This window comes from Mesorhizobium sp. YL-MeA3-2017, assembly GCF_030814575.1.
Taxonomy (GTDB): domain Bacteria; phylum Pseudomonadota; class Alphaproteobacteria; order Rhizobiales; family Rhizobiaceae; genus Mesorhizobium; species Mesorhizobium terrae.
In genome coordinates this window covers 2959883-2981746 of record NZ_JAUSVH010000001.1, presented here as the reverse complement: position 1 = coordinate 2981746, position 21864 = coordinate 2959883, and the positions used below count along the sequence as shown (strand labels likewise).

Below are 21864 nucleotides of genomic sequence, written 5' to 3'. Positions count from 1 at the left end.
AGCCGGTAGTTCAGGCGGCGCGCGAAACGCTGGCCTCGACGATCACCAGGTTCCGGCCACGGCGCTTCGCCTCGTAGAGGCGCAAATCCGCGCTACGCATCAACTCCGAAAGCGTCATCGCTTCCTGGTAGAGTGCGCCGCCGATCGACACGGTCAATCGGACGATGCGCTCGACCGGGCGGAACAGGATCAGCTCCACCTCGGTGCGGATCCGTTCCGCGATGCGGGTGGCTTCGCGCTCGTCGGCGCCGAACAGGAAAGCCGCGAATTCCTCTCCGCCAATGCGGCCAAGCACATCGCCGCCTCGCACGGCGCGCTTGATCGCGCTTGCGATGAGCAGAAGGGCTTCATCCCCGGTCAGATGACCGTAGCTGTCGTTGATCGCCTTGAAATGATCGGCATCGATGATCAGCAGCGCGCCGCCGGCCTGGCGCTTGCCGCTTTCCAGCGCCGCGAAAAAACTCTCGCGGTTGAACATGCCGGTCATATCGTCGCGGCTGGCCTTGTCGGACAGACGCCGGTGGGCAACGGCCAGCTGGGCATGGGCGCGCGCGAGATCGCGATGCGCGTTCTTCAGCCGATCCCCCTGGGCGAACACATAGGCGCTTGCCGGCCAAGCGATCAGCAGCGGACAGACCGTGCCGATGATCCAGGCGTTGAGATCGACGGCCTCGCCGAGCACGAGGCCGATGGCGAGAACGACCAGGAGAGAGGTTAGAACCGCGACCCCGGCCACAGATGCGGAACGCATAAGAATGCTGGCCATCAACTGTTCTCCCCCGGCTGGCGGCCTTATGGCGCGCCAGACTTGAAGGTCTCCTTTAAGCGACAGCTAAAATTTGAATCGCCGCGCCACTTTGGCCGCACTCGACGCGCATGAGCGGTGGATAAAGTCTCCCGTCGCCTCCGTTTCGTGCCATAACAGCGCCATGACCCAATCCCCCGATCCCGCCCGCTTCGCCCATGTCACCGATTGGGTGTTCGACCTCGACAACACGCTCTATCCACATCATTCGAATCTGTTCGCGCAGATCGATGCGAAGATGACCACCTATGTTGCCGAGTTGCTCACGCTTTCACGCGAGGACGCGCGCAAGCTGCAGAAGGAACTCTATCTCGAATATGGCACCACGCTGAACGGGCTTATGGAACGCCACAACATCGACCCCGACGATTTCCTCGAAAAGGTGCACGACATCGACTATTCCTGGCTGGTGCCGGACCCGGTTCTCGGTACCGCCATCCGCCAGCTTCCCGGCCGCAAGTTCATCTTCACCAACGGCGATCGCGGCCATGCCGAGCGCGCCGCCCGCCAGCTCGGCATCCTCGACCATTTCGACGACATCTTCGACATCGTCGCCGCCGGACTGACGCCGAAACCGGCGCGCCAGACCTATGAGAAGTTCGCGGCGCTGCATGCCGTCAGCGGGCCGAATTCAGTGATGTTCGAGGATCTCGCCCGCAACCTCGCCGTGCCGAAGGCGCTCGGCATGATGACGGTGCTCGTGGTTCCGCGCAACTTCGAGCCGACCTTCTCCGAGATCTGGGAACGCGATCCCGACAATGTCGACGACGTCGACTACGTCACCGACGATCTCGGCGGCTTCCTTTCAACGATCATCGACAAAGCCGCTTGAAACGCTTCACCTCCGTCGAGGCGGTCATCGATGCCGCTGCCCATGGCGTACTGGACCGGCTGCCGGCCAGGGGTTTTTACGGCGCGGCGGTTGAATTCCTGGTGTTTGGCCTGAAGCAGGGCTGGGCCTGCCTGTTCGGCGGCGCCATGCTCGTGCTGATCCTGGGCACCAAATTCTGGTGGCCGGAGCAGGCAATACTCGCTCGCTACGACTTTCTGTTCCTGGCGGCCCTTGCGATCCAGCTCGCCATGCTCGGCTTCAAGCTGGAAACCATCTCCGAAGCGAAGGTCATTCTCGTCTTCCATATCGTCGGCACAGCGATGGAACTGTTCAAAACCTCGGCCGGTTCGTGGATCTATCCCGAAGACGCTTTCTTCCGCATTGGCGGCGTGCCGCTGTTTTCCGGCTTCATGTATGCGGCCGTCGGCTCCTATCTCGCGCGTGTCAGCCGCATCTTCGACATGCGCTACACCCGCTATCCGCCGCTATGGGCGACGGCGATGCTCGCCGCCGCCATCTACGTCAATTTCTTCGCGCACCATTTCACCGTCGACATTCGCTACGGGCTGTTTGCGGCGACCGCGCTGATCTATCTCCGGACGACGGTGCACTATCGCGTCTTCCGTTTCCGCCACAGGATGCCGTTGCTGCTCGGCTTCCTGTTGGTGTCGCTGTTCATCTGGTTCGCGGAGAACATCGGCACCTGGTCGCGCGCCTGGATCTACCCGAGCCAGAGCGAAGGCTGGACACCGGTTTCGATCCACAAGCTCGGCGCGTGGTACCTGCTGATGATCATCTCCTTCGTGCTGGTGACACTGGTGCACCGGCCGCAAGCGATGGCCCAGATCGAACCGGGCCCAGCTCCTCAGAGGTTGTAGAAGCGTCGGATGATGTCCCAGGCCTCTTCCGCAGTATCCACGAAATCGATGATGTCCTGATCGCCGGGCGTGATCGTGCCTTGCTCGGCCAGGAATTCGAGATCGATGGCGCGCCGCCAGAATTCCTTGCCGAACAGGATCACCGGCACCCGCTCCATGCGACCGGTCTGGATCAGCGTCAGCGTCTCGAAGAACTCGTCCATCGTGCCGAAGCCGCCGGGGAATACCGCCACCGCCTTCGCCCGCATGACGAAATGCATCTTGCGGATGGCGAAGTAGTGGAAGTTGAAACACAGTTCCGGCGTCACATAGGGGTTCGGCGCCTGCTCGTGCGGCAGAACGATGTTGAGGCCGATGGACGGCGCACCGACATCGTCGGCGCCGCGATTGCCGGCTTCCATCACGCCCGGGCCACCGCCGGTGACCACGACGAATTCGCGATAATAGGAAGCGGCGGAGTGCTGTGAGCACAGACGGGCGAACTTGCGCGCCTCGTCATAATATTTGCTGTTCTTCTCCAGGTTGCGTTTCTGGGTCTCGTTCTTCGCGGCCCACGCTTCTCCTCCCGGTTCCGGGATGCGAGCGCCGCCGAACAGGATCACCGTGGAACGGATGCCGCGTTCCGCCAGGATCATCTCCGGCTTCAGCAGCTCAAGCTGCAGGCGAACCGGGCGCAGCTCGCGCCGCGTCATGAAGTCCTCGTCGTTCCAGGCCAGCCTGTAAGTGGAGGCGCGTGTCTGCGGCGTGTCGGGAACGCTCCTGGCGCGCTCCAGATCCTCGTCCGAATGCGGCAGTGGCGTCCAGCCAGTCTTATCCATTGGGTTCATATCCACCCGTCCAAATCCCTTCGAGCGTCGTCCCATGACGCAGCTGCGATTGACCCTCACAATCCCATCAAATAGGGTCCGCGCGGCTTTCAAACAGGTTAAGAGCCGGCCTTTCACTGCATGGTAACGGAGCATTTGATGTCGAAGCCCGATCTGGCGAGCCTTGAAAAGACCATCGACAAGGCATTCGAGGAGCGCGATGGCATTTCGACTGCTACCCGCGGCGCGGTGCGCGACGCCATCGAATCGGCGCTGGAACTGCTCGACAAAGGCACGGCACGCGTCGCCGAACGGCAGGCTGACGGCCAGTGGCAGGTCAACCAGTGGCTGAAAAAGGCGGTGCTTCTGTCCTTCCGCCTGAGGCCGATGGAATTGATCTCTGGCGCGCCCGGCGGCGCCTCGTGGTGGGACAAGGTTCCGTCCAAGTTCGATGGCTGGGGCTCGCTCGAATTCGAGAAGGCCGGCTTCCGCGCCGTGCCATCGGCGGTGGTGCGGCGCTCCGCCTATGTGGCGCCAGGCGCCGTCCTGATGCCGTCCTTCGTCAATGTCGGCGCCTATGTCGACAGCGGCACGATGGTCGACACCTGGGCGTCGGTCGGCTCCTGCGCGCAGATCGGCAAGAACGTGCACCTGTCGGGCGGCGTCGGCATCGGCGGCGTGCTCGAACCCATGCAGGCCGGACCGACGATCATCGAGGATAACTGCTTCATCGGCGCGCGTTCGGAAGTGGTCGAGGGCTGCGTTGTGCGCGAGGGCTCCGTGCTTGGCATGGGCGTGTTTATCGGCAAGTCGACCAAGATCGTCGACCGCGCCACCGGCGAAGTGTTCTACGGCGAAGTGCCGGCCAACTCTGTGGTGGTGGCGGGCTCGCTGCCGGGCAAGCCGCTGCCGAACGGCGAGCCGGGTCCGAGCCTCTATTGCGCCGTCATCGTCAAGCGTGTCGATGCCCAGACCCGGTCGAAGACCTCGATCAACGAGCTGCTTCGCGATTGATATCGACGCCAAGCAACCCTACCTGTCGCGGGCTCGGCACCCTTGTCGCGCCCGCGACGCTGCAAGGCGAACGCCGAACCGATAACCAGGACGGACTGCACCCAAGTGGCTGACCAATCGCAACTCGTCTGGCTTTTCTTCAGCGTCTCGGGACGGGTCAGCCGCGCGGCCTATTTTCTCGGCGGTCTGCTGGTGGCGATCGTGCAGGCCTTCCCGCTCTATCGTTTCACGCTGGTCCCTGAAGGCACGCCGGAAAGCAACATGTGGGCGCTGACCTTCTTCGTCGCCTTCATCGGCTCGCTCTGGTCGAACATCGCGCTCGCCGTCAAACGTCTGCACGATCTCGAGAAGCCCGGTCTGGTCGCGCTGGTGCTGTTCGTGCCGGTGATTTCCATCATCGCCTTCGTCGTATTATGCCTGTTTCCCGGCATGCCCGGCCCGAACCGCTACGGCGCGCGCACCAACGACCGCGGCTAAGGGTGGTCGACGCCCAGGCGCGCATTCCATCATGCTAAATTAGAATCCTAAGAGATTCTTAATCGACCCGTGCAAGAAAAAACGGGTGTCATGATGGCGTTGGGTGAACCGACTGGCAGACTTGGCGAAAGCTCCCCGGAATGACCGCGACAATCGGGCGGCTCGTCTGTTCGCCTGGTTCTCCGCTCCGCTCAGACACCAGCCGGCCGCCATCCGGGCCCGCCTTCTCGAAACGACCTACGACCGCAAATTTGCGATCCTGTTCGCCAGCCTGAGCGTTCTCATCCTGGCGGGAACGACAATCATTCTCACCGGCGCCTGGTGGCCCTGGTTGTGGATCGCGGCCGATCTCGCACTGCTGGCGTATCGCTTCACGCTGATCCGGCGCTGCGAGGCCGCAAGACAGCGTGGCGAAGATCCGCCGCTCGGTGCACTGATGGCGGCCGGCGGCACGTGGTCCATCATCTTCGGGCTGGGTTGTTTCGGCTGTGTCGCGAGCGAGAACCTCGTCCTCTCCGTACTCGCCGCGCTGAACGTCGCCGGCGTGATCGGCGTCGTCTCGTCGCGCAATGCGGCGACGCCACGCTATGCAATCCTGGTCATGCTGGCGGTCGTCCTGCCTTTCATGTTCGGCGCGCTTTTCTCGCCCTCGCGCGGCATGATGGTGGTGGGGCTTCAGCTCCCCTTCTATGTCGCCGGCATCATCGGCGTCCTTGTCCACAATCACGCCATCAGCGTGCGCATGATCCGCGCCGAGTTCGACAATCGCGACCTTGCGGTGCGGGATGCGCTGACGGGGCTACCGAACCGCATCCTGCTCCAGGAAGAACTGCATCGCATGTGCAAGCGGCTGGCTGCGCGCGCCGCCGGCAGCAGCCAGTCCTTTGTCGTGCTCAGCATGGATCTCGACGGTTTCAAGCATATCAACGACAGCTACGGCCACGCCGCCGGCGACCGTTTGCTGCGCCGTGTCGGCGAGCGACTGACGAATACGTTCCGGGCAACCGACATGGTGTTCCGCATCGGCGGCGACGAATTCATCGTGCTTTTGCCCACGACATCGGAGATCGAGGCAGCCCATCTGGCAAGGCGCGCGATCGAGACAATCGCCGAGCCTTTCGACATCGAGGTGGTGACAACCGTCTATGTCGGCCTCAGCATCGGCAGCGCTCGCGCCCCGGTCGATGGCGATACGCCGGAGGGCCTGCTGACCTGTTCCGACCTCGCGCTTTACGAGGCCAAGCGCGCCGGCAAGGGCCGCCATCGCGCGCATCTGTCAAACGCCTGTTGAGCCTCTCAGGCGAGCAACGTGACGGGCGGGTTAGACCCGGCCAATCGCCTCGACGGCCAACCCCGGCGACCCACGCCCGTTTCGCTCGGCTTCCCGCACCAGGGCGGTGATCCGCTCCACCAGCGGCGCACGCGTGTCGGCCCTGGCGGCGAGGCGAAGAATGGCGCCCTGCAACTCGTCGATTTCGGTGGTGCGGCCGCGTTGCAGGTCTTCCCACATCGACGAGCGCGCCTGCGGATCGATCGCCAGCATGCGTTTGGCCAGCCGCGTGAACAGGAAATCCGGCAGCCTCAATATGGCCGGCAACAAGGCCGGCGGCGGACCGGCGACACGACCCGGCCTGATCCCGGTTTTCTTCATCACGCTAAGAGCCTCGGCGATCTGCGTTGCCAGCAACAGGCGCCAGCGCCTGTCCGAAAGCTCGGTCGCAAGCGGCAGATCGGAAAGCGCCACCAGCGCATTGTTGAGATTGAACAGGAGCTTGCCCCAGAGCACCGAACGCATGTCGGCATGGGTGGCGGTGGCAAGTCCCTCGACATCGAGCAGGCTGGAAAGCCCAGGAGCCCCCGCCTCGATCAGCATCGCACCCTCGCTGGCGCGATGCACCCTGAACGGAACCTCGTCTTCCCATTGCACGACATTGAAAGGCACCATGCCGGCAAGGATTTGCCGGCCGCCGGCGGTCGCAACCAACCGGTCGGCATTGTCGACGCCATTCTGGAGACTGACGACGACCGCGTGGCCGGGAGCATGCGCGGCGATGAGACGCCCCATCTCCTCGGTCGCCCCGCTCTTGGTCGTCACCAGAACGATATCGGCGCCTTTCAGCGCGATGTCCGCGACCGTCTCGACTGCAAATGCCGGCTGGTTCAGGCGCCGGTCTCGCTTCTCCAGATCGGTGATGCGCAGTCCGCCCCGCCGCAAAGCCTGTTCGACGCGCGGACGCGCCAGCAACGTCACCTTGCGTCCCGCCAGGGCCAGGCAACCTCCGACATAGCAACCGATGCTGCCGGCGCCCGCTACAACAATGGATGCATCGCGCACTGTCATCGCAATCTCCAAGCAAGCTGAAGGCAGTACTATCTCGCGTCAGCCGTTGCCGGCCATTTCAAGCGGTTCCGCGAGGGACCGCAAGTCTCTCACCCTCAAGGACCGTGACAGGTTCCCATCTTTCGAATAACGCTGCGCTCATGACCCTGCCGACCGACCCCGCCGCCAACCTCGCCACGCTCATCCGCTGTCCTTCCGTGACGCCTGCTGAAGGCGGCGCGCTGTCGGCGATCGAGGCCATGCTGAAACCGCTCGGCTTCACCGTCGAGCGCCCGATGTTCAAGGAAGACGGCACGCCCGACGTGGAAAACCTCTACGCGCGGCGTTCCGGCAATGGGCCGCACCTGATGTTCGCGGGCCATACCGACGTGGTGCCCGTGGGCGACGAAGCAGCCTGGACACATCCGCCCTTCTCGGCGGCGATCGCCAATGGCGAGATGTATGGCCGGGGCGCCGTCGACATGAAGGGCGGCATCGCCTGCTTCATCGCCGCACTTGCCCGCCATGTCGTGCAGAAAGGCGGCCCGAAAGGCTCGGTCTCGCTGTTGATCACCGGCGACGAGGAAGGCCCGTCGATCAACGGCACGGTGAAGCTTTTGCAATGGGCCGCCGCCAAGGGCGAAAAGTGGGATGCCTCGATCGTCGGCGAACCCACCAATCCGGACACGCTCGGCGACATGATCAAGATCGGCCGGCGCGGCTCGTTGTCCGGAACCGTCACCGTCAACGGACGCCAGGGCCACGTCGCCTATCCGCACCTCGCCGACAACCCGGTACGGGGACTGATGACGATAGTCGACGCGTTGCTCAATCCAGTCTTCGACAAGGGCACCAAGGACTTCCAGCCGACCAATCTGGAAATCACCTCGATCGACGTCGGCAACGCCGCGACCAATGTCATCCCGGCCCGGGCGACCGCCACCTTCAATATCCGCTTCAACGACACCTGGGACGCCGAGACCGTGCAGGCGGAGATCCACAACCGGCTGGATAGCGCCAGCGGCCGCAAGAAGTACCGCAAGGGCCGCAAGGAACCGATCGACTTCGAATTGGGCTGGAAGGACCGGCCGAGCCACGTCTTCCTGACCCGCGACGACAAGCTGATCGAGACACTCAGCGGTTCCGTCGCCGCCGTCGTCGGCCGCAAGCCGCAGCTGTCGACGTCCGGCGGCACCTCCGACGCACGCTTCATCAAGGACTATTGCCCGGTCGTCGAATTCGGCCTCGTCGGCCAGACCATGCATATGGTGGATGAGCGGGTGGCGCTGGCCGATCTCGAAACGCTGACGGCGATCTACCAGCGGTTCATCGAGGACTGGTTCGGATAGGCGAGCCGCATCATGCTTTCGGCGAATGACATCCAATCGTCGCTGACCGGCGCCTGGCACTTGATGCTGGGAAAGGTCGACGGGCTGCGCCTGCTCGACCTTTCAGCCGACGGTTTCTGGAATTCCTTCTTCGCGATTGTCGTTGCCGTGCCAGCCATGATCGTGGGTTGGGTCGGCACCGCCAACGCCATCGCCACCGCCGATCCTTCCCTAAGCCGCTTCATCTTGATGCTGAAGCTGGCCATGGTCGATATCGGCATCTGGGTGCTACCACTGCTGGCGCTGGCTGCGATCGCGCCTCGGGCCGGATTGAGCGGGCGCTTCGTGCACTACGTCGTGGCCAGCAACTGGGCTTCGGCCATCATCGCATGGCTGACGCTGCCGGCAGCACTCGTTCACATGTTTCTTCCGGCTACCGATCAGGCAAGCCAATTGATTTCGCTATCGCTCTTCTTTCTCTCGCAGGTGTTCAGCTGGCGCATGACCACCACGGCGATCGGCAAGGGCGGGGCGATGGGCACCGCTGTCTTCGCGGGCATGTTCGTCACATCGCTGCTCGTCCTGTTCGCATTGACGCAACTCTTGAACATACCCGCGCTGGGCGACTAGTTCCGCGGGGTTGCCGAGGCAGGCAAACGCCAGCTGCCGGCGGCGGCGGCAACCAGCATCAGGACCAGGGCGGCAAGCGCCGCCATCTCGAAACCCTGCGAGGCATAGAGCGGACCAAAGCCTGTCGTGCCAGCGAAAACGGCGAGATAGGTGACGGCGCTGTTCAGCCCCATGATCGTGCCACGCCGCGCCGGGTCTATCGCCGCCAACCGCATGATCAGCACGTTCAGGCCGAAGTGGTTGCTGAGGCCCCACAGGAAAGTAATGACCAGGACGAAGGCGAAGCTGCCACCTGCCAGCGCGAAGCCGAGATAGACGGCGGCGACGGCAAGGAAAGCGAAGGGCATGACACGCCGTGCGCCCAACCGGTCAACGACGCCGTCCAGCAAAGCCGCGGCGCCAAAACCGATGCCATAGACCAGCGCGACGATCCCATTGGCGCTGACCGGCTCGCCGAGAGCGCTGTGCAGATGATCGCCCAGATAGCCATAGATGCCGTAGAACGCGCTCATGAAGGCCGCGCAGGCAACCAGCAGCGGCTTCACGCCACCGATGCGCAGCGCCGCCAACGGCCACGGCGCGGAGCCGGCGGCGGGTGCATCGCGGTACCGGCTCGTCTTCAGTGTGGCAAAGGCGCCGAACGCCAGCAGCGCCACCACCGCATAGACCGCCCGCCAGTGGACAAGGTCGGCAACCAGCGCCGACAATGAGACGCCGGCCACCATGCTGAGCGTCCAGCCTGTCAGAACCACGCCGATGGTGCGGCTTTCGCGACCGGGTGGCGCCACCGCCGCCGCGCCGGCATAGATTGCCGGCAGCGCAATGCCCGATGCGACGCCGGCAGCGAGCTGGGTAAGGGCCAGAGCGGGCACCGCCGGCGCAAGCGCACTCAGCGCCAACGCCGCCGCCAGTCCGAGAAGCGCGCCAAGCAGCATGCGCCGGGCACCGAGCCTGTCGACATGGCGCGCCATCAGAAGTGCGCTGGCGGCCGTACCAAGCCCGAAAGCGGCCGATGCCGACATCACCAGCGCAACGCTCGTACCGAGCGAACGGGCCACTTCCGGCGCGATCGGACCCAGCACCAGCGAATTGGAGCCGATGACGGCGATGCAGAAGGTCAGCACATAGGTCACGGCGGGCAGCCGCGCGGTCGTGTCCAAGGGGATGGCGGATGATTGATCTGTCTTTGTCATAGGCGCATGATGGTTGAACGATGTTCAGCCTCAAGAGGAATCTTCAAGATGGATGAAGAAACAGATGGCATTCGGCAAAACATCATTCCGGAGCGCGACCTCGATGATATGGACCGAAAGCTATTAGGCGCGCTGTGCGAGGACGCCACCGTGAGTTATGCCGAACTCGGTGAAAAGGTCGGTCTTTCCGCCCCGGCCGCACATGAGCGGGTGAAGCGGTTGCGCCGCAGCCGTGCCATTCGCAGCACGTCGGTGCTGATCGACCCTGTGGCCGTCAACAAGCCGCTGCTTGCCTTCGTCCATGTCGACACACGCGGCTGGGGCAAGACGCCGGAGCTCATGGCGATCTCCGCCTATCCTGAGGTGGAAGAGATCCACTCCGTCGCCGGCGACGCCTGCATGCTGCTCAAGGTTCGCGCCAGGGACACGTACGCGCTGGAAGGCCTGTTGGCGAGACTATACGACACGCCGGGTGTCATCGCGACGCGCAGCTATGTGGTGCTGTCGACCTATCTGGAACGGCCGGTGCAGCCGGGTACGACCAAGGTCTGGCCAATGCCGCGCCATATGGCGCGGCCGATAGAGCATCGCGGCAGCGTCAATACCATTTCCAAGGTCGATACCAACTGAACACGAGCATCCGACGACCGGCGGAATTACGAATTGGGATAGTCGACGCCGGTCAGGAACAAGCCGTCGGGTGGCGCCACCTGGCCGCAGGCTGCCCGGTCGCGCGCCTCCAGCGCCGCCTTGAGGTCCGTCGCGGACCAGCCACCTTCCCCGACGCGTTTCAGCGAACCAACCATCGAACGCACCTGATTATGCAGGAAAGACTGCGCCGAGGCCCGAATCTCGATCGTCTCGTCGTCGCGGCTCACATCCAGCCGCGCAAGCGTGCGCAGCGGGCTGTTGGCCTGGCATTGCGTCGAGCGGAAAGTGGTGAAGTCATGCCGCCCGATGAGCACCTTGGCCGCCTCATGCATGGCTTCGGCGTCGAGGCGCTTGGGCACCCACCACACCTTGCCCTTGTCCAATGCTGGCGGCGCGCGGCGGTTGGCGATGCGGTAGAGATAGTGCCGGCCGGTCGCCGAAAACCGCGCGTCGAAATCGTCGGCCACGACAGCGGCCTTCAGGATGGTGACGCGCTCACCCGCCCGTTGAAGGTAGGCGTTGACGGCATCGCGCACCGTGTCGTCCGGCCAGGCTTTGGACAGGTCGGCATGAGCCACCTGGGCGGTGGCATGCACGCCGGCGTCGGTGCGCCCGGCACCGCGCAGCGAAATCGCGTCACCGCAGAACAGCGCGATCGCCTGTTCGATCGCCGCCTGCACGGTGTGCTGGCCGGCAGCCTGACGCTGCCAGCCGGCATAAGGCCCGCCGTCATACTCGATGTCGAGGCGATAGCGGGGCATGCAGTGAGCTTAGGCCGCGAGCGCGGTGCCGAAGGCCGAAGCGTAGACCAGTTCGCCGTTTTCGGGCGCCTCGCCCCAGGCCAGCGCCTGCAGCGCTTCGCCCTGGTATTCCGAGGCAAAACCGGCTGCACGATCGTGGCTGTAGCCGAAGCGGCCGTAATAGGCCGGATCGCCCAGGACGATCGACAGGTTCTCGCCGGCATCCTTCAGCCGGATATGGGCCTCGCGTACCAGAGCACCGCCAATGCCGGTGCCGTGGAAGTCGGGCTCCACGGCGAGTGGCGCCAACGCCAGGGCCGGGAACTGCTTGCCGCCGTTCTCGACATAGAGGCGCGAGAACAGGATGTGGCCAACCACCTGGCCATCTTCCTCGGCGACCAGCTCCAGCACCGCGTTGCCTTCCAAAACGATGGCGTCGACCAGGCCTGCTTCGGTCTGCTGGCCGAAGGCATGCTCTTCGACGAGGCGGATTGCCTCGCGGTCCCGCGGCGTCGCCGCGCGTATCGACATCATGCTCATGACAATTTCATTCCTTTTTCCAACTTGGCCCCGCGCAGAAACTCCTGCGCGGTTACGGGCTTACCGCCCGCCCGCTGCAATTCGACCAGCCTGACCGCGCCTGCTCCGCAGGCGACCGTCAGCCGGTCGTCGAGAATTCCTCCCGGTTCCCCCGCGCCTTCGGCGGCAGTCGAACGCAGCAACTTCAGCCGTTCGACACGGCCGCCGATCATGGCCTCGCACCATCCACCCGGAAAAGGCGACAGGCCCCGGATATGGTCGTGAACCTCGCCCGCCGGGCGGGTCCAATCGATCCGGGTTTCCGTTTTATCGATCTTTGTCGCATAGGTCACGCCATCGGCGGCCTGTTCCACAAAGCTCAATGTTCCGGTTTCAAGCCGGGCCAGCGCATCGACCATCAATCTGGCCCCTGCCGCCATCAGGCGATCATGCAGGTCGCCAGCCGTCATGTCGGGATCGATGACCAGTTTGTCAACCAATCCGACTGGGCCGGTGTCCAGCCCAGCTTCCATTTTCATGACCATCATGCCGGTCTCGGCATCGCCGGCCATGATGGCGCGCTGGATCGGTGCTGCACCACGCCAACGTGGCAAAAGCGAGGCGTGACCATTGAGACAGCCCAGGCGCGGCGCATCGAGGATCGCCTTGGGCAGCAGCAATCCATAGGCGACAACCACCGCGACATCGGCGTTCAACGCATGGAATGCCTGCTGTTCCGCCTCGTTCTTCAGCGAAACAGGCGTACTCACGGCAATGCCGAGGCGCTCGGCCTCGCGCTGCACCGGCGATGGCGTCAATTCCAGTCCACGCCGGCCGGCGGCGCGCGGCGGCTGCGTATAGACCGCGGCAATGCCGTGCCCGGCCTCGGCCAGCGCGCGCAGCGTCGCGACCGAAAAATCCGGTGTCCCCATGAAGACGATGCGGAGCGTCATGAACCCGATCAGCCAGCCAGCCGGCTGGGCGCCTTGTCGCGGGCGAGCTTCTTGAACTTCTTGACCACCATATCGCGCTTCAGCTTCGAAATATGGTCGATGAACAGAACGCCGTTCAGATGGTCGATTTCATGCTGCAGGCAGGTTGCCATCAGCCCTTCGGCCTGGATTTCCTGGAGCCGCCCATCCCGGTCGAGATAACGGACGCGGACTGTGGCCGGCCGTTCGACCTCGGCGTAGTAGTCGGGGATCGACAGGCAGCCTTCCTCGTAGACCGAGCGCTCAGTGCCGCTTTCCAGGACGTCGGGGTTGATGAAGACATGCGGTGCCGGCGGTTCGCCTTCCTTGGCGAGATCGATCACCAGCATGCGCAGCGGCTCGCCGACCTGGATAGCGGCCAGGCCGATGCCCGGTGCATCGTACATGGTCTCCAGCATGTCATCGGCCAGCTTGAGCAACGGCTCGTCGATGCGCTCGACGGACTTGGAAACCTGACGCAGGACGGGATCGGGAAGAATGATGAGCGGCTTGATCGACATACCGCTCACCTAAAACCTTGCAAAGAAAGCGTCAACTGCGCTGCTGTCGCCATGTTCACGTTTTGATCTTTGCGAGCCTCGAGAATCGGCTATGCTGGCGCAATGAACGACCTCGGCTCCATCCTCTCCGAACCCGTCGCCCGGCTTGGCGCGACCACGATTTCGCTCGGCCAGGCGCTGGGCTTCGTCGTGCTGCTTGTCTTTGTCCTGTTCGTTGCCTTGATCGTGGCGCTGTGGCGCGCGGCCAAGGCGCGCAGCGTCGCCGCGGCGGAAGCCGCAGATCATGCCCGCGATGCCGAAGCGCGCATGGCCGGCATCCTGCAATCGCAGGCCGAGATGCAAGGGCGCATGGGCGCGCTGGCCGACGTGTTCGGCGCCCGCCAGGCCGAATTGACGCAATCGCTCGGCCAGAGGTTGGACACCATGACCGGGCGCATCGGCCAGACCATGACCGAGCAGACGAAATCGACCCATGAAAGCCTGGCCAAATTGCAGGAGCGGCTTGCGGTGATCGATACCGCGCAAGGCAACATCCAGTCGCTTGCCGGGCAAGTGGTGCAGCTGCAGGCGATCCTCTCCAACAAGCAAACGCGCGGCGCCTTCGGCCAGTCGCGCATGGAAGCGATCGTCGCCGACGGACTGCCGCACGGCTCCTATGAATTCCAGGCGACGCTGTCGAACGGCAGCCGGCCGGATTGCGTGGTGAAGATGCCGAACGGCGCGCCGTCGCTCGCCATCGATGCCAAGTTTCCGCTTGAAGCCTGGAACGCCATCCGCGCGGCGGAGAGCCCCGAGCTGCAGAAGGTCTCGGCGCAATCGTTCCGGCGCGATATCGAGGTCCATATCCGCGATATCGCCGAAAAATACCTGATCCAGGGCGAGACGCAGGACACCGCCTTCATGTTCGTGCCGTCGGAATCGGTGTTCGCCGAAATCCACGAGCATTTCGAGGCGCTGGTGCAGCGTGCCCATCGGGCCCGTGTCGTCATCGTCTCGCCATCGCTCCTGATGCTGTCGATCCAGGTCATCCAGGCGATCCTCAAGGATGCGCGGATGCGCGAACAGGCGCATCTGATCCAGGGCGAGGTCATCCGCCTGATGGAAGATGTCGTGCGGCTCGACGAGCGGGTGCGCAAGCTGCAAACCCATTTCGGCCAGGCCTCAAAAGACATCGACGATATACTCGTCTCCTCCTCCAAGGTCACCAAACGCGGCCAGAAGATCGAGGCGCTGGAGTTCGGGGGAGCGGAAGGAGCAGACGAGGCCAACAAAGCGGACGGGCAACACAAGCATGAGCCCGTCTCGCGCACCGCTGATTCCAAGACCGGTCAGCTGAGGCTGCGGGTTGTGGAAGGCGACGACAGCTAGAGTGCTGCGAGCTTATGCTCCTTCGGAAGTGACCTCGACACTTTCAAATCGCGGCAGCCAGTGCAGCGCCGAAGCGTGCCACTTCTCCGCCCTTGGCAGCAGCTCCTGCCGCTGCCTGGCCGTGCCGGCGCGAATGCCATAAACTTTCGGGCCGTCTCCCACCGATGTGGCGTAGAGATGCGAACCGCAATCGGCACAGAAAGCATGGGCGCGCGGCGTTCCGCTATCCGCGGTCGTCTTGATGTAGATTTTCGGCGCGCCCCGGGTGATCCGGTACTGCGCCTCCGGGGCAGGTACCGTCACCCGGAAAGCCGTGCCCGTAAGCTGCTGGCAATCGGTGCAGTGGCAGATCGATGTCTTGTCGGGATCGACCTCCGCTTCATAGGCAATCGCGCCGCAATGGCAGCCGCCGTCGATCTTCATGGTCGTCCTCCTCGTTTCTTCCAGCAATCTAGCGCGGCCAGACAGCCGGACAACGTCTGTTGCAATCTGGCGCCATCGATAGACGCCTGTGCCTTGCTCTTTTCGCGATCTGTTGTTTCACTTGTGTTTGTCCCAATGGAGGAGCGAATCATGGCCAAAGGTTCGATGAGACCTGGCAAGGAAGCCAGAAAGCCGAAGAAGGATGCCAAGAAGCCCGCGGCAGCGCCGGCGATAAAGGCTCCGCCCGTGCAGGCGACCCGCATCAAGGAGAAGTGAGGCCGCGGACCGCGGCAACCTCAGGCAGCCGGCGCGACGCCGCGCCGGCCGTCTTGCCAATCAATCCCCCGCCCGGTGGGAAACATTCTCTCCCCGGAACGCGGTTGGTGGCGTTCAGACGCGGAGTTTCATCATGGCATGGACCTACCTGTTCTTCGCTGGGCTTTTCGAAATCGGCTGGGCAATCGGCCTGAAATATACCGAAGGTTTCACCAAGCTTACGCCGACCATCCTCACCGTCGTTTCGATGATCATCAGCCTGACCTTGCTCGGTCTGGCGCTGAAGGCATTGCCGGTCGGCACAGCCTATGCGGTTTGGACCGGCATCGGCACGGTCGGAACAGCGCTGCTCGGCATCTGGCTTCTGGGCGAACCGGCAACCGCCGTGCGACTGAGCTGCATCGCACTGATCGTCGCCGGCATCATCGGCCTCAAGGTGGCCGCCTGACGGAAGCGGGACACCCGCCGTGGATCTTCGCGGTGTGAAAGGCCTCACATCCAAGACGTTTGCGTCGTGCCATGGATGGGTTACCGATATGGAAAAGGCGAACTCCGGCATTGCAGGAACAGGCACCTGCGAGCCCGGAGGAACCGACAAATGGCTGGGGCCGCAAAAAGAGCTGTTGTGCTGGTGGTCGATGCGCTTGCGCTAAAGCGCGCCGGCATCGCGGCGATGGTCCATGACCAGCTCTCCTTCAGCGACCCCATCCGCGCCCGCGATTTCGGCACGCGGGTATCGACGATCAAGATGCGTGTCCGTCAGATCATGAGCAAGTTTGGGGTGGCAAACCATACCCAGGCGGCGATGATGGCGACAATGAGAGGCAATATCGCCTTGAGCAGGCTGGAGCCCGCAATGCCCTAGGCTGCGGAGCCGGCCAAGCGAACCGGACATGCCATGACGACCGGCTGTTCAAGGCGCGTTATTGCGCGTATACTTTCGCTCGCCCAAGGGCTTCGCTGGAATTCGCAAGGAAATGAAGGCGCAATCTTTTCGTTTGAATTGAAATCGGGCTTTGGGGGCACCGATGTTGATGACCAGTCTGGATCAGGAACCAAAGCAGGCGCTTGCCGGCTTCGCCCATTATGACCGGGATTTGCTGGACAGGATGTTCGGCGACGCCAAGCCCGAGAAATACGCCGCCGGGCGGCTGCTTTTTCTCCAGGACGATCCTTCCGACCGCATCTACGGCCTGCTTGGCGGTTCGGTCGAGATTTCGATCTACTCGACCGGCGGCGACAAGCTGGTCGCCAATCTCCAGTTTCCACCGAGCCTGATCGGCGAAATCGGCGTGCTCGACGGTGGGCGCAGGACGGCGACGGCCATCTGCAGATCCGATTGTTCGATCGTCTCGCTCACCCGCAAACAGGTTCTCGACCGCATCGAGCAGGATCCTTTGCTCGGCCGCGCCATCATCGAATTGTTGTGCAAACGGCTGAGGTGGGTCAGCGAGGAACTGGGCGACCACAATTTCCTCGGGATCGAAGCGAGGCTCGCCAAACGCCTGTTGCATCTGAACGACCGGCTTTCCGACGCTTCCGGCTGGATCGCGATCTCGCAATCCGAGCTTGCACAGACGCTCGGGGCGACGCGGGAATCGGTCAACAAACTGCTCAACGATTGGCGTGGTCGCGCCCTGATCGCGACTAAACGCGGCCATGTCAAAGTGAACGATCCAAGCCGCTTGCGGCATGTCGGTTCCGACTGAGCCGTGCTTGGCAGGGCGGACGAGCCGCCTCCGATTGGCCTCAACGGCAATCAGCCCCCACGCATGCGCCAGCGCAGATATTGCAAAGCGGCGCGGCTCGGCATGAAGAAATAGCCGCCGCCGCGCATGGTGATGAACGACGGCAGATTGGTGAGCTCGACCGCTCCTTCCCAGCGCGGGATCGTAAAACGCCCCTTCGCCTCCTTGGGTTCTCCCTCAACCCGCTGCCTGCCGATCAGCGGGTCCTTTTCGCCGCGCAAGCCGTGGAAGTTTTGCGCGGACATCCAGGTCTGCTGGATGAATTCGTATTGGCGTTCGAAACTCGCGTTGAAGCAGATGAACAGCAGTCCCTTTTCGGCTGCGGTGCCTTCGCCCTTGTCCAGGACGTAGCTGCGGCCGGCGCGCAGGATACGGTGGCGCTTGGAGATGCGAAGCTGGGTATCGATATCGGTGCCCAGCGAGTCTCGCGGGTTGGAGCGCCTTATGTGAGCACCCAACGGGCAATGCAGCCCCTGAGGGTCCTCCGCTCCGTAAGTGAACTGATTGTCGAGTTCACGGCCGGGGCTGTCCGGATTCCTGGTGAGCGACGAGCCGTTCTTCCAGCGGCCGACGATCCTGGCGCCGATCCATTCAGCATCGACCCCTTCGAAACCCTTGAAGCTGCGCAGGCCCGCCGCCTCTCGATGACAGTAGTCGTTGAATGCATCGACATGCTGTTCAAGTTGGCGGATGACGACGAACGACCCGTTGCGGCCGAAATCATGCATCGAAGCAGCGCCGGCAACGGGCTGCCCACCATCGTCGATCGCCAGCAAACGCCCTTCGCGATCGAACTCGGCCGGCGTCGTCGGGCTTGGTGGATAGAAGCCATGTTCGTCGCGATAGCCGAACAGAAATTCGCCGGCGGCGATCTGGTGAATCGGGCTCGAATTATGAGTTCTCCTACGCCTGGTGCCTTTGATCACCGGCTGGGATATGCCGTCGACGAAGCCGAAATGCTCCCTCGCCATCGGGCTGTCTTCACGCTCTTTCCGCGCCGGATCTCCGACCGGACATTTGGCGGCGCCGCGTTCGATCGACAGCGGTATCACCGCTCTCGGCACCAGCCCCGACCGCGCCGCGAGATTGCCCATCTCGAGCCCCATCTCATCGAGCAGTTCCTTGGTGGCGGCATAACAGACCATCGCCAGATCGACCGGCGTCGCGACCGAGCCCCAGCGCCAAAGCTCGGGCGCGCTGTCGCCCCGGTCATCAAGAATGCGACTGCGATATTGGTCCGCCATGCCTTGCCGGAAGGCCAATGGGAAGCTGGCAAGCGGATCGCTGTTTGCATTGCCCGCAAGGCCCAGTTTCTTCAGGCCGTCCGGCCCGAAGACACAGAACATCGCGCGCGCGGCCGGCTTAGCATCGCCGAAACTCACATGCGAGACGAGATAGTCCAGCAGGCCTTCACGTTGCTCAACCGAACTCTTGTCGCCGACTGCGAAGGCAAACATCTTTGCGTGTTCGAGATTGCCGAGCGGACCGAAGACGAGCGACTGGATTTCGCCATTCTCCAGGCTTTCCACGGCCGTGTCCTCGGCCTGATTGAGCAGCTTCTGTGGCAAAGACAGCTTGATCCCGTCCTGCCGGGGCAGTGAGGTGAACAGGCTCACCCAGTCGCGCGCCTCGCTCATGCGCGCCGCGCACAAGCCCTGGCGGATGCGCGAATTCTTGCGGATCAGCGTGGTGTTCAGCTTGGGATAGGCCGAATACCAGAACGATGTCGGTATTTGCTCCGCCCTCGCCCAGCGCTTGAACCGGTCACCGTCACGGCTACCGTCCAGGAACAGAAAGCGTGTGCGCGGAAACCCCTTCGTGTTGCTCCAGACGCCGGTGAGACCTGCGGACGCCTTGGTGACAAAATCCTCGAGATAGCTTTCCCAGCTCCCGCCGTAGTTGCTGAAGAAGACGAGCCGGTTGGTACCGGGGATCCTGACCCAGCGCGCGAAATGGATCGTGTTTATGTCGCCGAGATAACCCGGCCGGAACGCCCGGCTGGCGGCGATCGAAATGATGTAGAACGAAAAGCCCAGCAGGAAGACGCGAAGCATGCCCGGTTTGATGATCGAGACCGCCGTCATGTGGTTCTGGGTATAGCCGTCCGCATCCTCGCGCTGCTGCAGTTGCTTGAGCGCGTCAAGGCTGATGCCGGTTGCGCTGACGTCGTCGCGCTGCTCGATGCGCCTCAACCAGACGGCTATCGCCGTCGCCAGCGCCAGGGTGGTGAGAACCAGCCCGCCAACGGCGACGACGAGGGACGAGCCGATCCGCGCCGCCATGCGAAACCAGCCGCCGCTCGCATCGAACATCATCGCATAGGTCAGGAAAGTGAGGATGGCGACAAGGATCGCCAGCGGCAGGGCCGTGCGTAGATTGAAGACGCTGTGGAAGAATGTCGAACCCAGCGAACCGCCCGGCTTTTCGAGCAGGCTTGGCGCCGGCGCAAATGCCCAATCGAAGCGGCTGTCCTGAGCCAGTTGGGTCCGAACGGTCTTCAGGATCTCCGCTGCCGGCGGCCCCTGGAAGCCGGTCAGCCCCTCGACGATGTTGCTGGCTTCGTCGGCCAGCGCCGCTTCGGCCTGGATACGGGAAACCGAGTGTCCCGGCGTGCCCGCAAACACGAGGCCCGACAGGCTACCGAATTGCGGCGACACATCGATCGTGTGCTTTTGGAGAAAAGCCTCGAACGAGCCCTTGAGCGGGACGGCGGAAAAACGCTCGAACAGCGGCTGGAACTGGGTGGCTGTGGCCTCGGCGAACGTCTTGATCACCTGGCGCCTTGTTCCGTCCCCGGAAAGTTCCAACATCAGATAGAGACCGCCGTCTTGCCGCGCCTCGCCATCGGCGGTGGAAACCGCCGAAAGGCTGGCGAAGTGTATCGCGGCCGTCTTGTCGAGGCTCGCTTTCAGGACGTCGGTCGCCGGGTTGCCAAGCGTGTCGATCTCCTGCTGAAGCCGCGACGCATCGACGCCCGGCCGGACGGGCACGCAGACGGTGACGAGCGCCTGATCGGTCTGCCGGTTCTCGGCCGGCTGGTCGAATTCCACCATCAGCGTGTCGGGATAGGCGCCTATCCTTACTAGCTTGCCTTCCTTGCCGTGCGCCCTGCGGAAGCCGGGCTTTTCGAACAGCGCCCTGAAAGCCTCGCCGATCTGGACGCGGGCCATCGCAATACCGATGCAGGTGTGGATGCCGTGGCCGAAAACCATGCTTTCGCTTGGGTTGCGATCAGGATTGAAAGTCCAGGGATCGGCAATCTTCGACGTGTCGAACATGGCCGACCGGGTGGCGGCGAGAACGGTCGTTCCGGAGCGGATGCGAAAGGGGCGCGAGCGCCCAGCTCCGATGGTCCTGTCCTCGGCGGCATAACGCCAGGGCCAAATCCAGATCGGCTTGAAGCGCATCGCTTCGACGATCGCCTTTTCCAGGCGCGTATTGTCTTCCGCAAGCACTGCCTTGCGGATGCAGTCAAACGCTTCCGGCTTGTCCAGCACGACATCCAGGCAATTGATGCCGCCGAGCAGATTGGTCGGCATGAAGCCGGTGATCATGCCCATCATGATCGAGCAGATTTCGTCCCGACCGGAAACCTCGCCCTTGTTCAGCATCTGGACTAGGCGGCCGAGCGGCCGGTCGTCCGGCTTGCCCTTGGCGATGATCAGGTCGATCGACCGATTGATCGTAGCCAGCATGTTCTGCGCGGCAGCCACCGCCAGTTCCCGCGTCGTGCGGTCGGCGGTCGCATCGGCAAAGAAGATGTTGGAGAGCGCAAGCGCCCAGTCACCGAATTGCCGGTCGTCCTCGATATGCAGCCCGTAATAGTCGCGGCAGATGCGGACGGGAACGATGCGCATCAATTCGCCGGCGGCGTCGAACTTTTCTCCGGCACGCTTGACGATCTGCCGGGAGTTCTCCCTGGCAATCGGCCGCACGCGCTCCTCGATCTCCCTCGGCGGAAAAGCCGTGAGAACCGCCGACTTCTGCCGGCGGTAGGCTTCGCTGTCCTTCATGCCGAGAATGAAATTGGCGCCGCCGCCGAACTCGCGCATCTCCATGCCATAGGGCGTCTCGAAATCCGCCTCGCGCTCGAGCACCTCGCGCACGTCCTCGAAGCGCGTGAGCAACACGACCCTGCCGAGGCGCGCACGCGGCCAGAAGCGCCGAAAGAGACCCAGCCACCAGTCGGGTTTTTCGAGACCGCCCTTTATCAGGCGCGAAACGAAACCCGGCTTGCCGCGCATCCGCTCGATGTCGAATGGCGGCGCCGCATCGTTCAACGACAGCTCGGCCTGCCCTTTGAGAACCCCTTCATAATATTTGAAGGCAAAGGCCATGTTCTCGATCCCCCGGACGCCCTGAAA

General features: G+C 63.3%; 23 protein-coding genes. 13 read left to right on the top strand and 10 right to left on the bottom strand.

Annotated features, from left to right (window positions below):
* Positions 1 to 10 precede the first annotated feature (10 nt).
* Entirely contained in the window at positions 11 to 766 is a 756-nt protein-coding gene (locus QFZ88_RS14320) for a GGDEF domain-containing protein (RefSeq protein WP_024923397.1), read from the bottom strand.
* A gap of 163 nt (positions 767 to 929) precedes the next feature.
* On the opposite strand from QFZ88_RS14320, the gene QFZ88_RS14315 reads away from it, so the two are divergent.
* Both QFZ88_RS14315 and QFZ88_RS14310 read left to right on the top strand, forming a co-directional pair.
* Positions 930 to 1637: a pyrimidine 5'-nucleotidase gene (locus tag QFZ88_RS14315; RefSeq protein WP_024923396.1), complete on the top strand. Its 708-nt coding sequence runs from the start codon at positions 930 to 932 to the stop codon at positions 1635 to 1637.
* Positions 1634 to 2515, top strand: a complete 882-nt coding sequence (locus QFZ88_RS14310; RefSeq protein WP_024923395.1) for a DUF817 domain-containing protein — start codon at positions 1634 to 1636, stop codon at positions 2513 to 2515. Before QFZ88_RS14315 ends, QFZ88_RS14310 begins: the two co-directional genes overlap by 4 nt.
* On the opposite strand, the gene QFZ88_RS14305 is transcribed toward QFZ88_RS14310, so the two are convergent.
* Positions 2503 to 3342, bottom strand: coding sequence for an LOG family protein (locus QFZ88_RS14305; RefSeq protein WP_024923394.1), 840 nt, complete (start codon positions 3340 to 3342; stop codon positions 2503 to 2505). The two genes, QFZ88_RS14310 and QFZ88_RS14305, sit on opposite strands and share 13 nt — an antisense overlap.
* Positions 3343 to 3480: 138 nt before the next feature.
* On the opposite strand from QFZ88_RS14305, the gene dapD reads away from it, so the two are divergent.
* The 3 genes from dapD to QFZ88_RS14290 all read left to right on the top strand — a co-directional run bounded on the left by dapD (position 3481) and on the right by QFZ88_RS14290 (position 6103).
* A complete protein-coding gene (dapD, locus tag QFZ88_RS14300) occupies positions 3481 to 4335 on the top strand; it encodes a 2,3,4,5-tetrahydropyridine-2,6-dicarboxylate N-succinyltransferase (RefSeq protein ID WP_024923393.1) in 855 nt (284 codons plus the stop codon).
* 105 nt (positions 4336 to 4440) lie between these two features.
* Entirely contained in the window at positions 4441 to 4812 is a 372-nt protein-coding gene (locus tag QFZ88_RS14295) for a DUF805 domain-containing protein (protein ID WP_024923392.1), read from the top strand.
* 121 nt (positions 4813 to 4933) lie between these two features.
* A complete protein-coding gene (locus QFZ88_RS14290; RefSeq protein ID WP_024923391.1) occupies positions 4934 to 6103 on the top strand; it encodes a GGDEF domain-containing protein in 1170 nt (389 codons plus the stop codon).
* 30 nt (positions 6104 to 6133) lie between these two features.
* Here the strand turns inward: QFZ88_RS14290 and QFZ88_RS14285 are convergent, their stop codons facing one another.
* Positions 6134 to 7153 carry a 2-dehydropantoate 2-reductase gene (locus QFZ88_RS14285; protein WP_024923390.1) on the bottom strand — a complete coding sequence of 340 codons (1020 nt, stop codon included), beginning with the start codon at positions 7151 to 7153 and terminating at the stop codon, positions 6134 to 6136.
* Between the two features lie 140 nt (positions 7154 to 7293).
* Here QFZ88_RS14285 and dapE point away from each other — a divergent pair, with 140 nt between their 5' ends.
* The gene (gene dapE / locus QFZ88_RS14280) at positions 7294 to 8481 is read left to right on the top strand and encodes a succinyl-diaminopimelate desuccinylase (protein WP_024923389.1); all 1188 of its coding nucleotides are present in this window, start codon (positions 7294 to 7296) and stop codon (positions 8479 to 8481) included.
* Positions 8482 to 8493: 12 nt separating this feature from the next.
* The gene (locus tag QFZ88_RS14275) at positions 8494 to 9090 is read left to right on the top strand and encodes a hypothetical protein (protein ID WP_024923388.1); all 597 of its coding nucleotides are present in this window, start codon (positions 8494 to 8496) and stop codon (positions 9088 to 9090) included.
* On the opposite strand, the gene QFZ88_RS14270 is transcribed toward QFZ88_RS14275, so the two are convergent.
* Entirely contained in the window at positions 9087 to 10283 is a 1197-nt protein-coding gene (locus QFZ88_RS14270) for an MFS transporter (RefSeq protein ID WP_024923387.1), read from the bottom strand. The two genes, QFZ88_RS14275 and QFZ88_RS14270, sit on opposite strands and share 4 nt — an antisense overlap.
* A 48-nt stretch (positions 10284 to 10331) precedes the next feature.
* Between QFZ88_RS14270 and QFZ88_RS14265 the strand changes: the two genes are divergently transcribed.
* A complete protein-coding gene (locus QFZ88_RS14265) occupies positions 10332 to 10913 on the top strand; it encodes an Lrp/AsnC family transcriptional regulator (RefSeq protein ID WP_024923386.1) in 582 nt (193 codons plus the stop codon).
* Positions 10914 to 10939: 26 nt separating this feature from the next.
* On the opposite strand, the gene truA is transcribed toward QFZ88_RS14265, so the two are convergent.
* The 4 genes from truA to def are packed head-to-tail and all read right to left on the bottom strand — an operon-like array spanning position 10940 to position 13685.
* Positions 10940 to 11695: a tRNA pseudouridine(38-40) synthase TruA gene (gene truA, locus QFZ88_RS14260; RefSeq protein ID WP_024923385.1), complete on the bottom strand. Its 756-nt coding sequence runs from the start codon at positions 11693 to 11695 to the stop codon at positions 10940 to 10942.
* 9 nt (positions 11696 to 11704) lie between these two features.
* Positions 11705 to 12214, bottom strand: a complete 510-nt coding sequence (locus QFZ88_RS14255; protein ID WP_024923384.1) for a GNAT family N-acetyltransferase — start codon at positions 12212 to 12214, stop codon at positions 11705 to 11707.
* Positions 12211 to 13146, bottom strand: a complete 936-nt coding sequence (gene fmt / locus QFZ88_RS14250) for a methionyl-tRNA formyltransferase (protein WP_024923383.1) — start codon at positions 13144 to 13146, stop codon at positions 12211 to 12213. Before fmt ends, QFZ88_RS14255 begins: the two co-directional genes overlap by 4 nt.
* Positions 13147 to 13154: 8 nt before the next feature.
* Positions 13155 to 13685 (bottom strand): peptide deformylase, encoded by a 531-nt coding sequence (def, locus tag QFZ88_RS14245; protein WP_024923382.1) that lies wholly within the window; start codon positions 13683 to 13685, stop codon positions 13155 to 13157.
* A gap of 102 nt (positions 13686 to 13787) precedes the next feature.
* On the opposite strand from def, the gene QFZ88_RS14240 reads away from it, so the two are divergent.
* Entirely contained in the window at positions 13788 to 15053 is a 1266-nt protein-coding gene (locus QFZ88_RS14240; protein ID WP_024923381.1) for a DNA recombination protein RmuC, read from the top strand.
* 12 nt (positions 15054 to 15065) lie between these two features.
* Here the strand turns inward: QFZ88_RS14240 and QFZ88_RS14235 are convergent, their stop codons facing one another.
* The gene (locus QFZ88_RS14235) at positions 15066 to 15476 is read right to left on the bottom strand and encodes a GFA family protein (RefSeq protein ID WP_024923380.1); all 411 of its coding nucleotides are present in this window, start codon (positions 15474 to 15476) and stop codon (positions 15066 to 15068) included.
* Between the two features lie 150 nt (positions 15477 to 15626).
* Between QFZ88_RS14235 and QFZ88_RS14230 the strand changes: the two genes are divergently transcribed.
* The 4 genes from QFZ88_RS14230 to QFZ88_RS14215 all read left to right on the top strand — a co-directional run bounded on the left by QFZ88_RS14230 (position 15627) and on the right by QFZ88_RS14215 (position 17461).
* A complete protein-coding gene (locus QFZ88_RS14230; RefSeq protein WP_137900324.1) occupies positions 15627 to 15752 on the top strand; it encodes a hypothetical protein in 126 nt (41 codons plus the stop codon).
* A gap of 133 nt (positions 15753 to 15885) precedes the next feature.
* On the top strand, positions 15886 to 16200 hold the full coding sequence (gene sugE, locus QFZ88_RS14225; RefSeq protein WP_024923379.1) for a quaternary ammonium compound efflux SMR transporter SugE: 315 nt from the start codon (positions 15886 to 15888) through the stop codon (positions 16198 to 16200).
* Positions 16201 to 16350: 150 nt separating this feature from the next.
* The gene (locus QFZ88_RS14220; protein ID WP_024923378.1) at positions 16351 to 16617 is read left to right on the top strand and encodes a response regulator transcription factor; all 267 of its coding nucleotides are present in this window, start codon (positions 16351 to 16353) and stop codon (positions 16615 to 16617) included.
* A 163-nt stretch (positions 16618 to 16780) separates the two neighbouring features.
* Positions 16781 to 17461: a Crp/Fnr family transcriptional regulator gene (locus tag QFZ88_RS14215; RefSeq protein WP_024923377.1), complete on the top strand. Its 681-nt coding sequence runs from the start codon at positions 16781 to 16783 to the stop codon at positions 17459 to 17461.
* A gap of 50 nt (positions 17462 to 17511) precedes the next feature.
* Here the strand turns inward: QFZ88_RS14215 and QFZ88_RS14210 are convergent, their stop codons facing one another.
* Complete coding sequence (locus tag QFZ88_RS14210; protein ID WP_024923376.1) at positions 17512 to 21837, bottom strand: cytochrome P450; 4326 nt, start codon at positions 21835 to 21837, stop codon at positions 17512 to 17514.
* Between the last annotated feature and the right edge of the window lie 27 nt (positions 21838 to 21864).

Coding starts and splice junctions, on each gene's coding strand:
- QFZ88_RS14320 (WP_024923397.1), bottom strand. CDS start 766: ATGGCCAGCATTCTTATGCGTTCCGCATCTGTGGCCGGGGTCGCGGTT.
- QFZ88_RS14315 (WP_024923396.1), top strand. CDS start 930: ATGACCCAATCCCCCGATCCCGCCCGCTTCGCCCATGTCACCGATTGG.
- QFZ88_RS14305 (WP_024923394.1), bottom strand. CDS start 3,342: ATGAACCCAATGGATAAGACTGGCTGGACGCCACTGCCGCATTCGGAC.
- dapD (WP_024923393.1), top strand. CDS start 3,481: ATGTCGAAGCCCGATCTGGCGAGCCTTGAAAAGACCATCGACAAGGCA.
- QFZ88_RS14285 (WP_024923390.1), bottom strand. CDS start 7,153: ATGACAGTGCGCGATGCATCCATTGTTGTAGCGGGCGCCGGCAGCATC.
- dapE (WP_024923389.1), top strand. CDS start 7,294: ATGACCCTGCCGACCGACCCCGCCGCCAACCTCGCCACGCTCATCCGC.
- QFZ88_RS14275 (WP_024923388.1), top strand. CDS start 8,494: ATGCTTTCGGCGAATGACATCCAATCGTCGCTGACCGGCGCCTGGCAC.
- QFZ88_RS14270 (WP_024923387.1), bottom strand. CDS start 10,283: ATGACAAAGACAGATCAATCATCCGCCATCCCCTTGGACACGACCGCG.
- QFZ88_RS14265 (WP_024923386.1), top strand. CDS start 10,332: ATGGATGAAGAAACAGATGGCATTCGGCAAAACATCATTCCGGAGCGC.
- truA (WP_024923385.1), bottom strand. CDS start 11,695: ATGCCCCGCTATCGCCTCGACATCGAGTATGACGGCGGGCCTTATGCC.
- QFZ88_RS14255 (WP_024923384.1), bottom strand. CDS start 12,214: ATGAGCATGATGTCGATACGCGCGGCGACGCCGCGGGACCGCGAGGCA.
- fmt (WP_024923383.1), bottom strand. CDS start 13,146: ATGACGCTCCGCATCGTCTTCATGGGGACACCGGATTTTTCGGTCGCG.
- def (WP_024923382.1), bottom strand. CDS start 13,685: ATGTCGATCAAGCCGCTCATCATTCTTCCCGATCCCGTCCTGCGTCAG.
- QFZ88_RS14240 (WP_024923381.1), top strand. CDS start 13,788: ATGAACGACCTCGGCTCCATCCTCTCCGAACCCGTCGCCCGGCTTGGC.
- QFZ88_RS14235 (WP_024923380.1), bottom strand. CDS start 15,476: ATGAAGATCGACGGCGGCTGCCATTGCGGCGCGATTGCCTATGAAGCG.
- QFZ88_RS14230 (WP_137900324.1), top strand. CDS start 15,627: ATGGCCAAAGGTTCGATGAGACCTGGCAAGGAAGCCAGAAAGCCGAAG.
- sugE (WP_024923379.1), top strand. CDS start 15,886: ATGGCATGGACCTACCTGTTCTTCGCTGGGCTTTTCGAAATCGGCTGG.
- QFZ88_RS14220 (WP_024923378.1), top strand. CDS start 16,351: ATGGCTGGGGCCGCAAAAAGAGCTGTTGTGCTGGTGGTCGATGCGCTT.
- QFZ88_RS14215 (WP_024923377.1), top strand. CDS start 16,781: ATGTTGATGACCAGTCTGGATCAGGAACCAAAGCAGGCGCTTGCCGGC.
- QFZ88_RS14210 (WP_024923376.1), bottom strand. CDS start 21,837: ATGGCCTTTGCCTTCAAATATTATGAAGGGGTTCTCAAAGGGCAGGCC.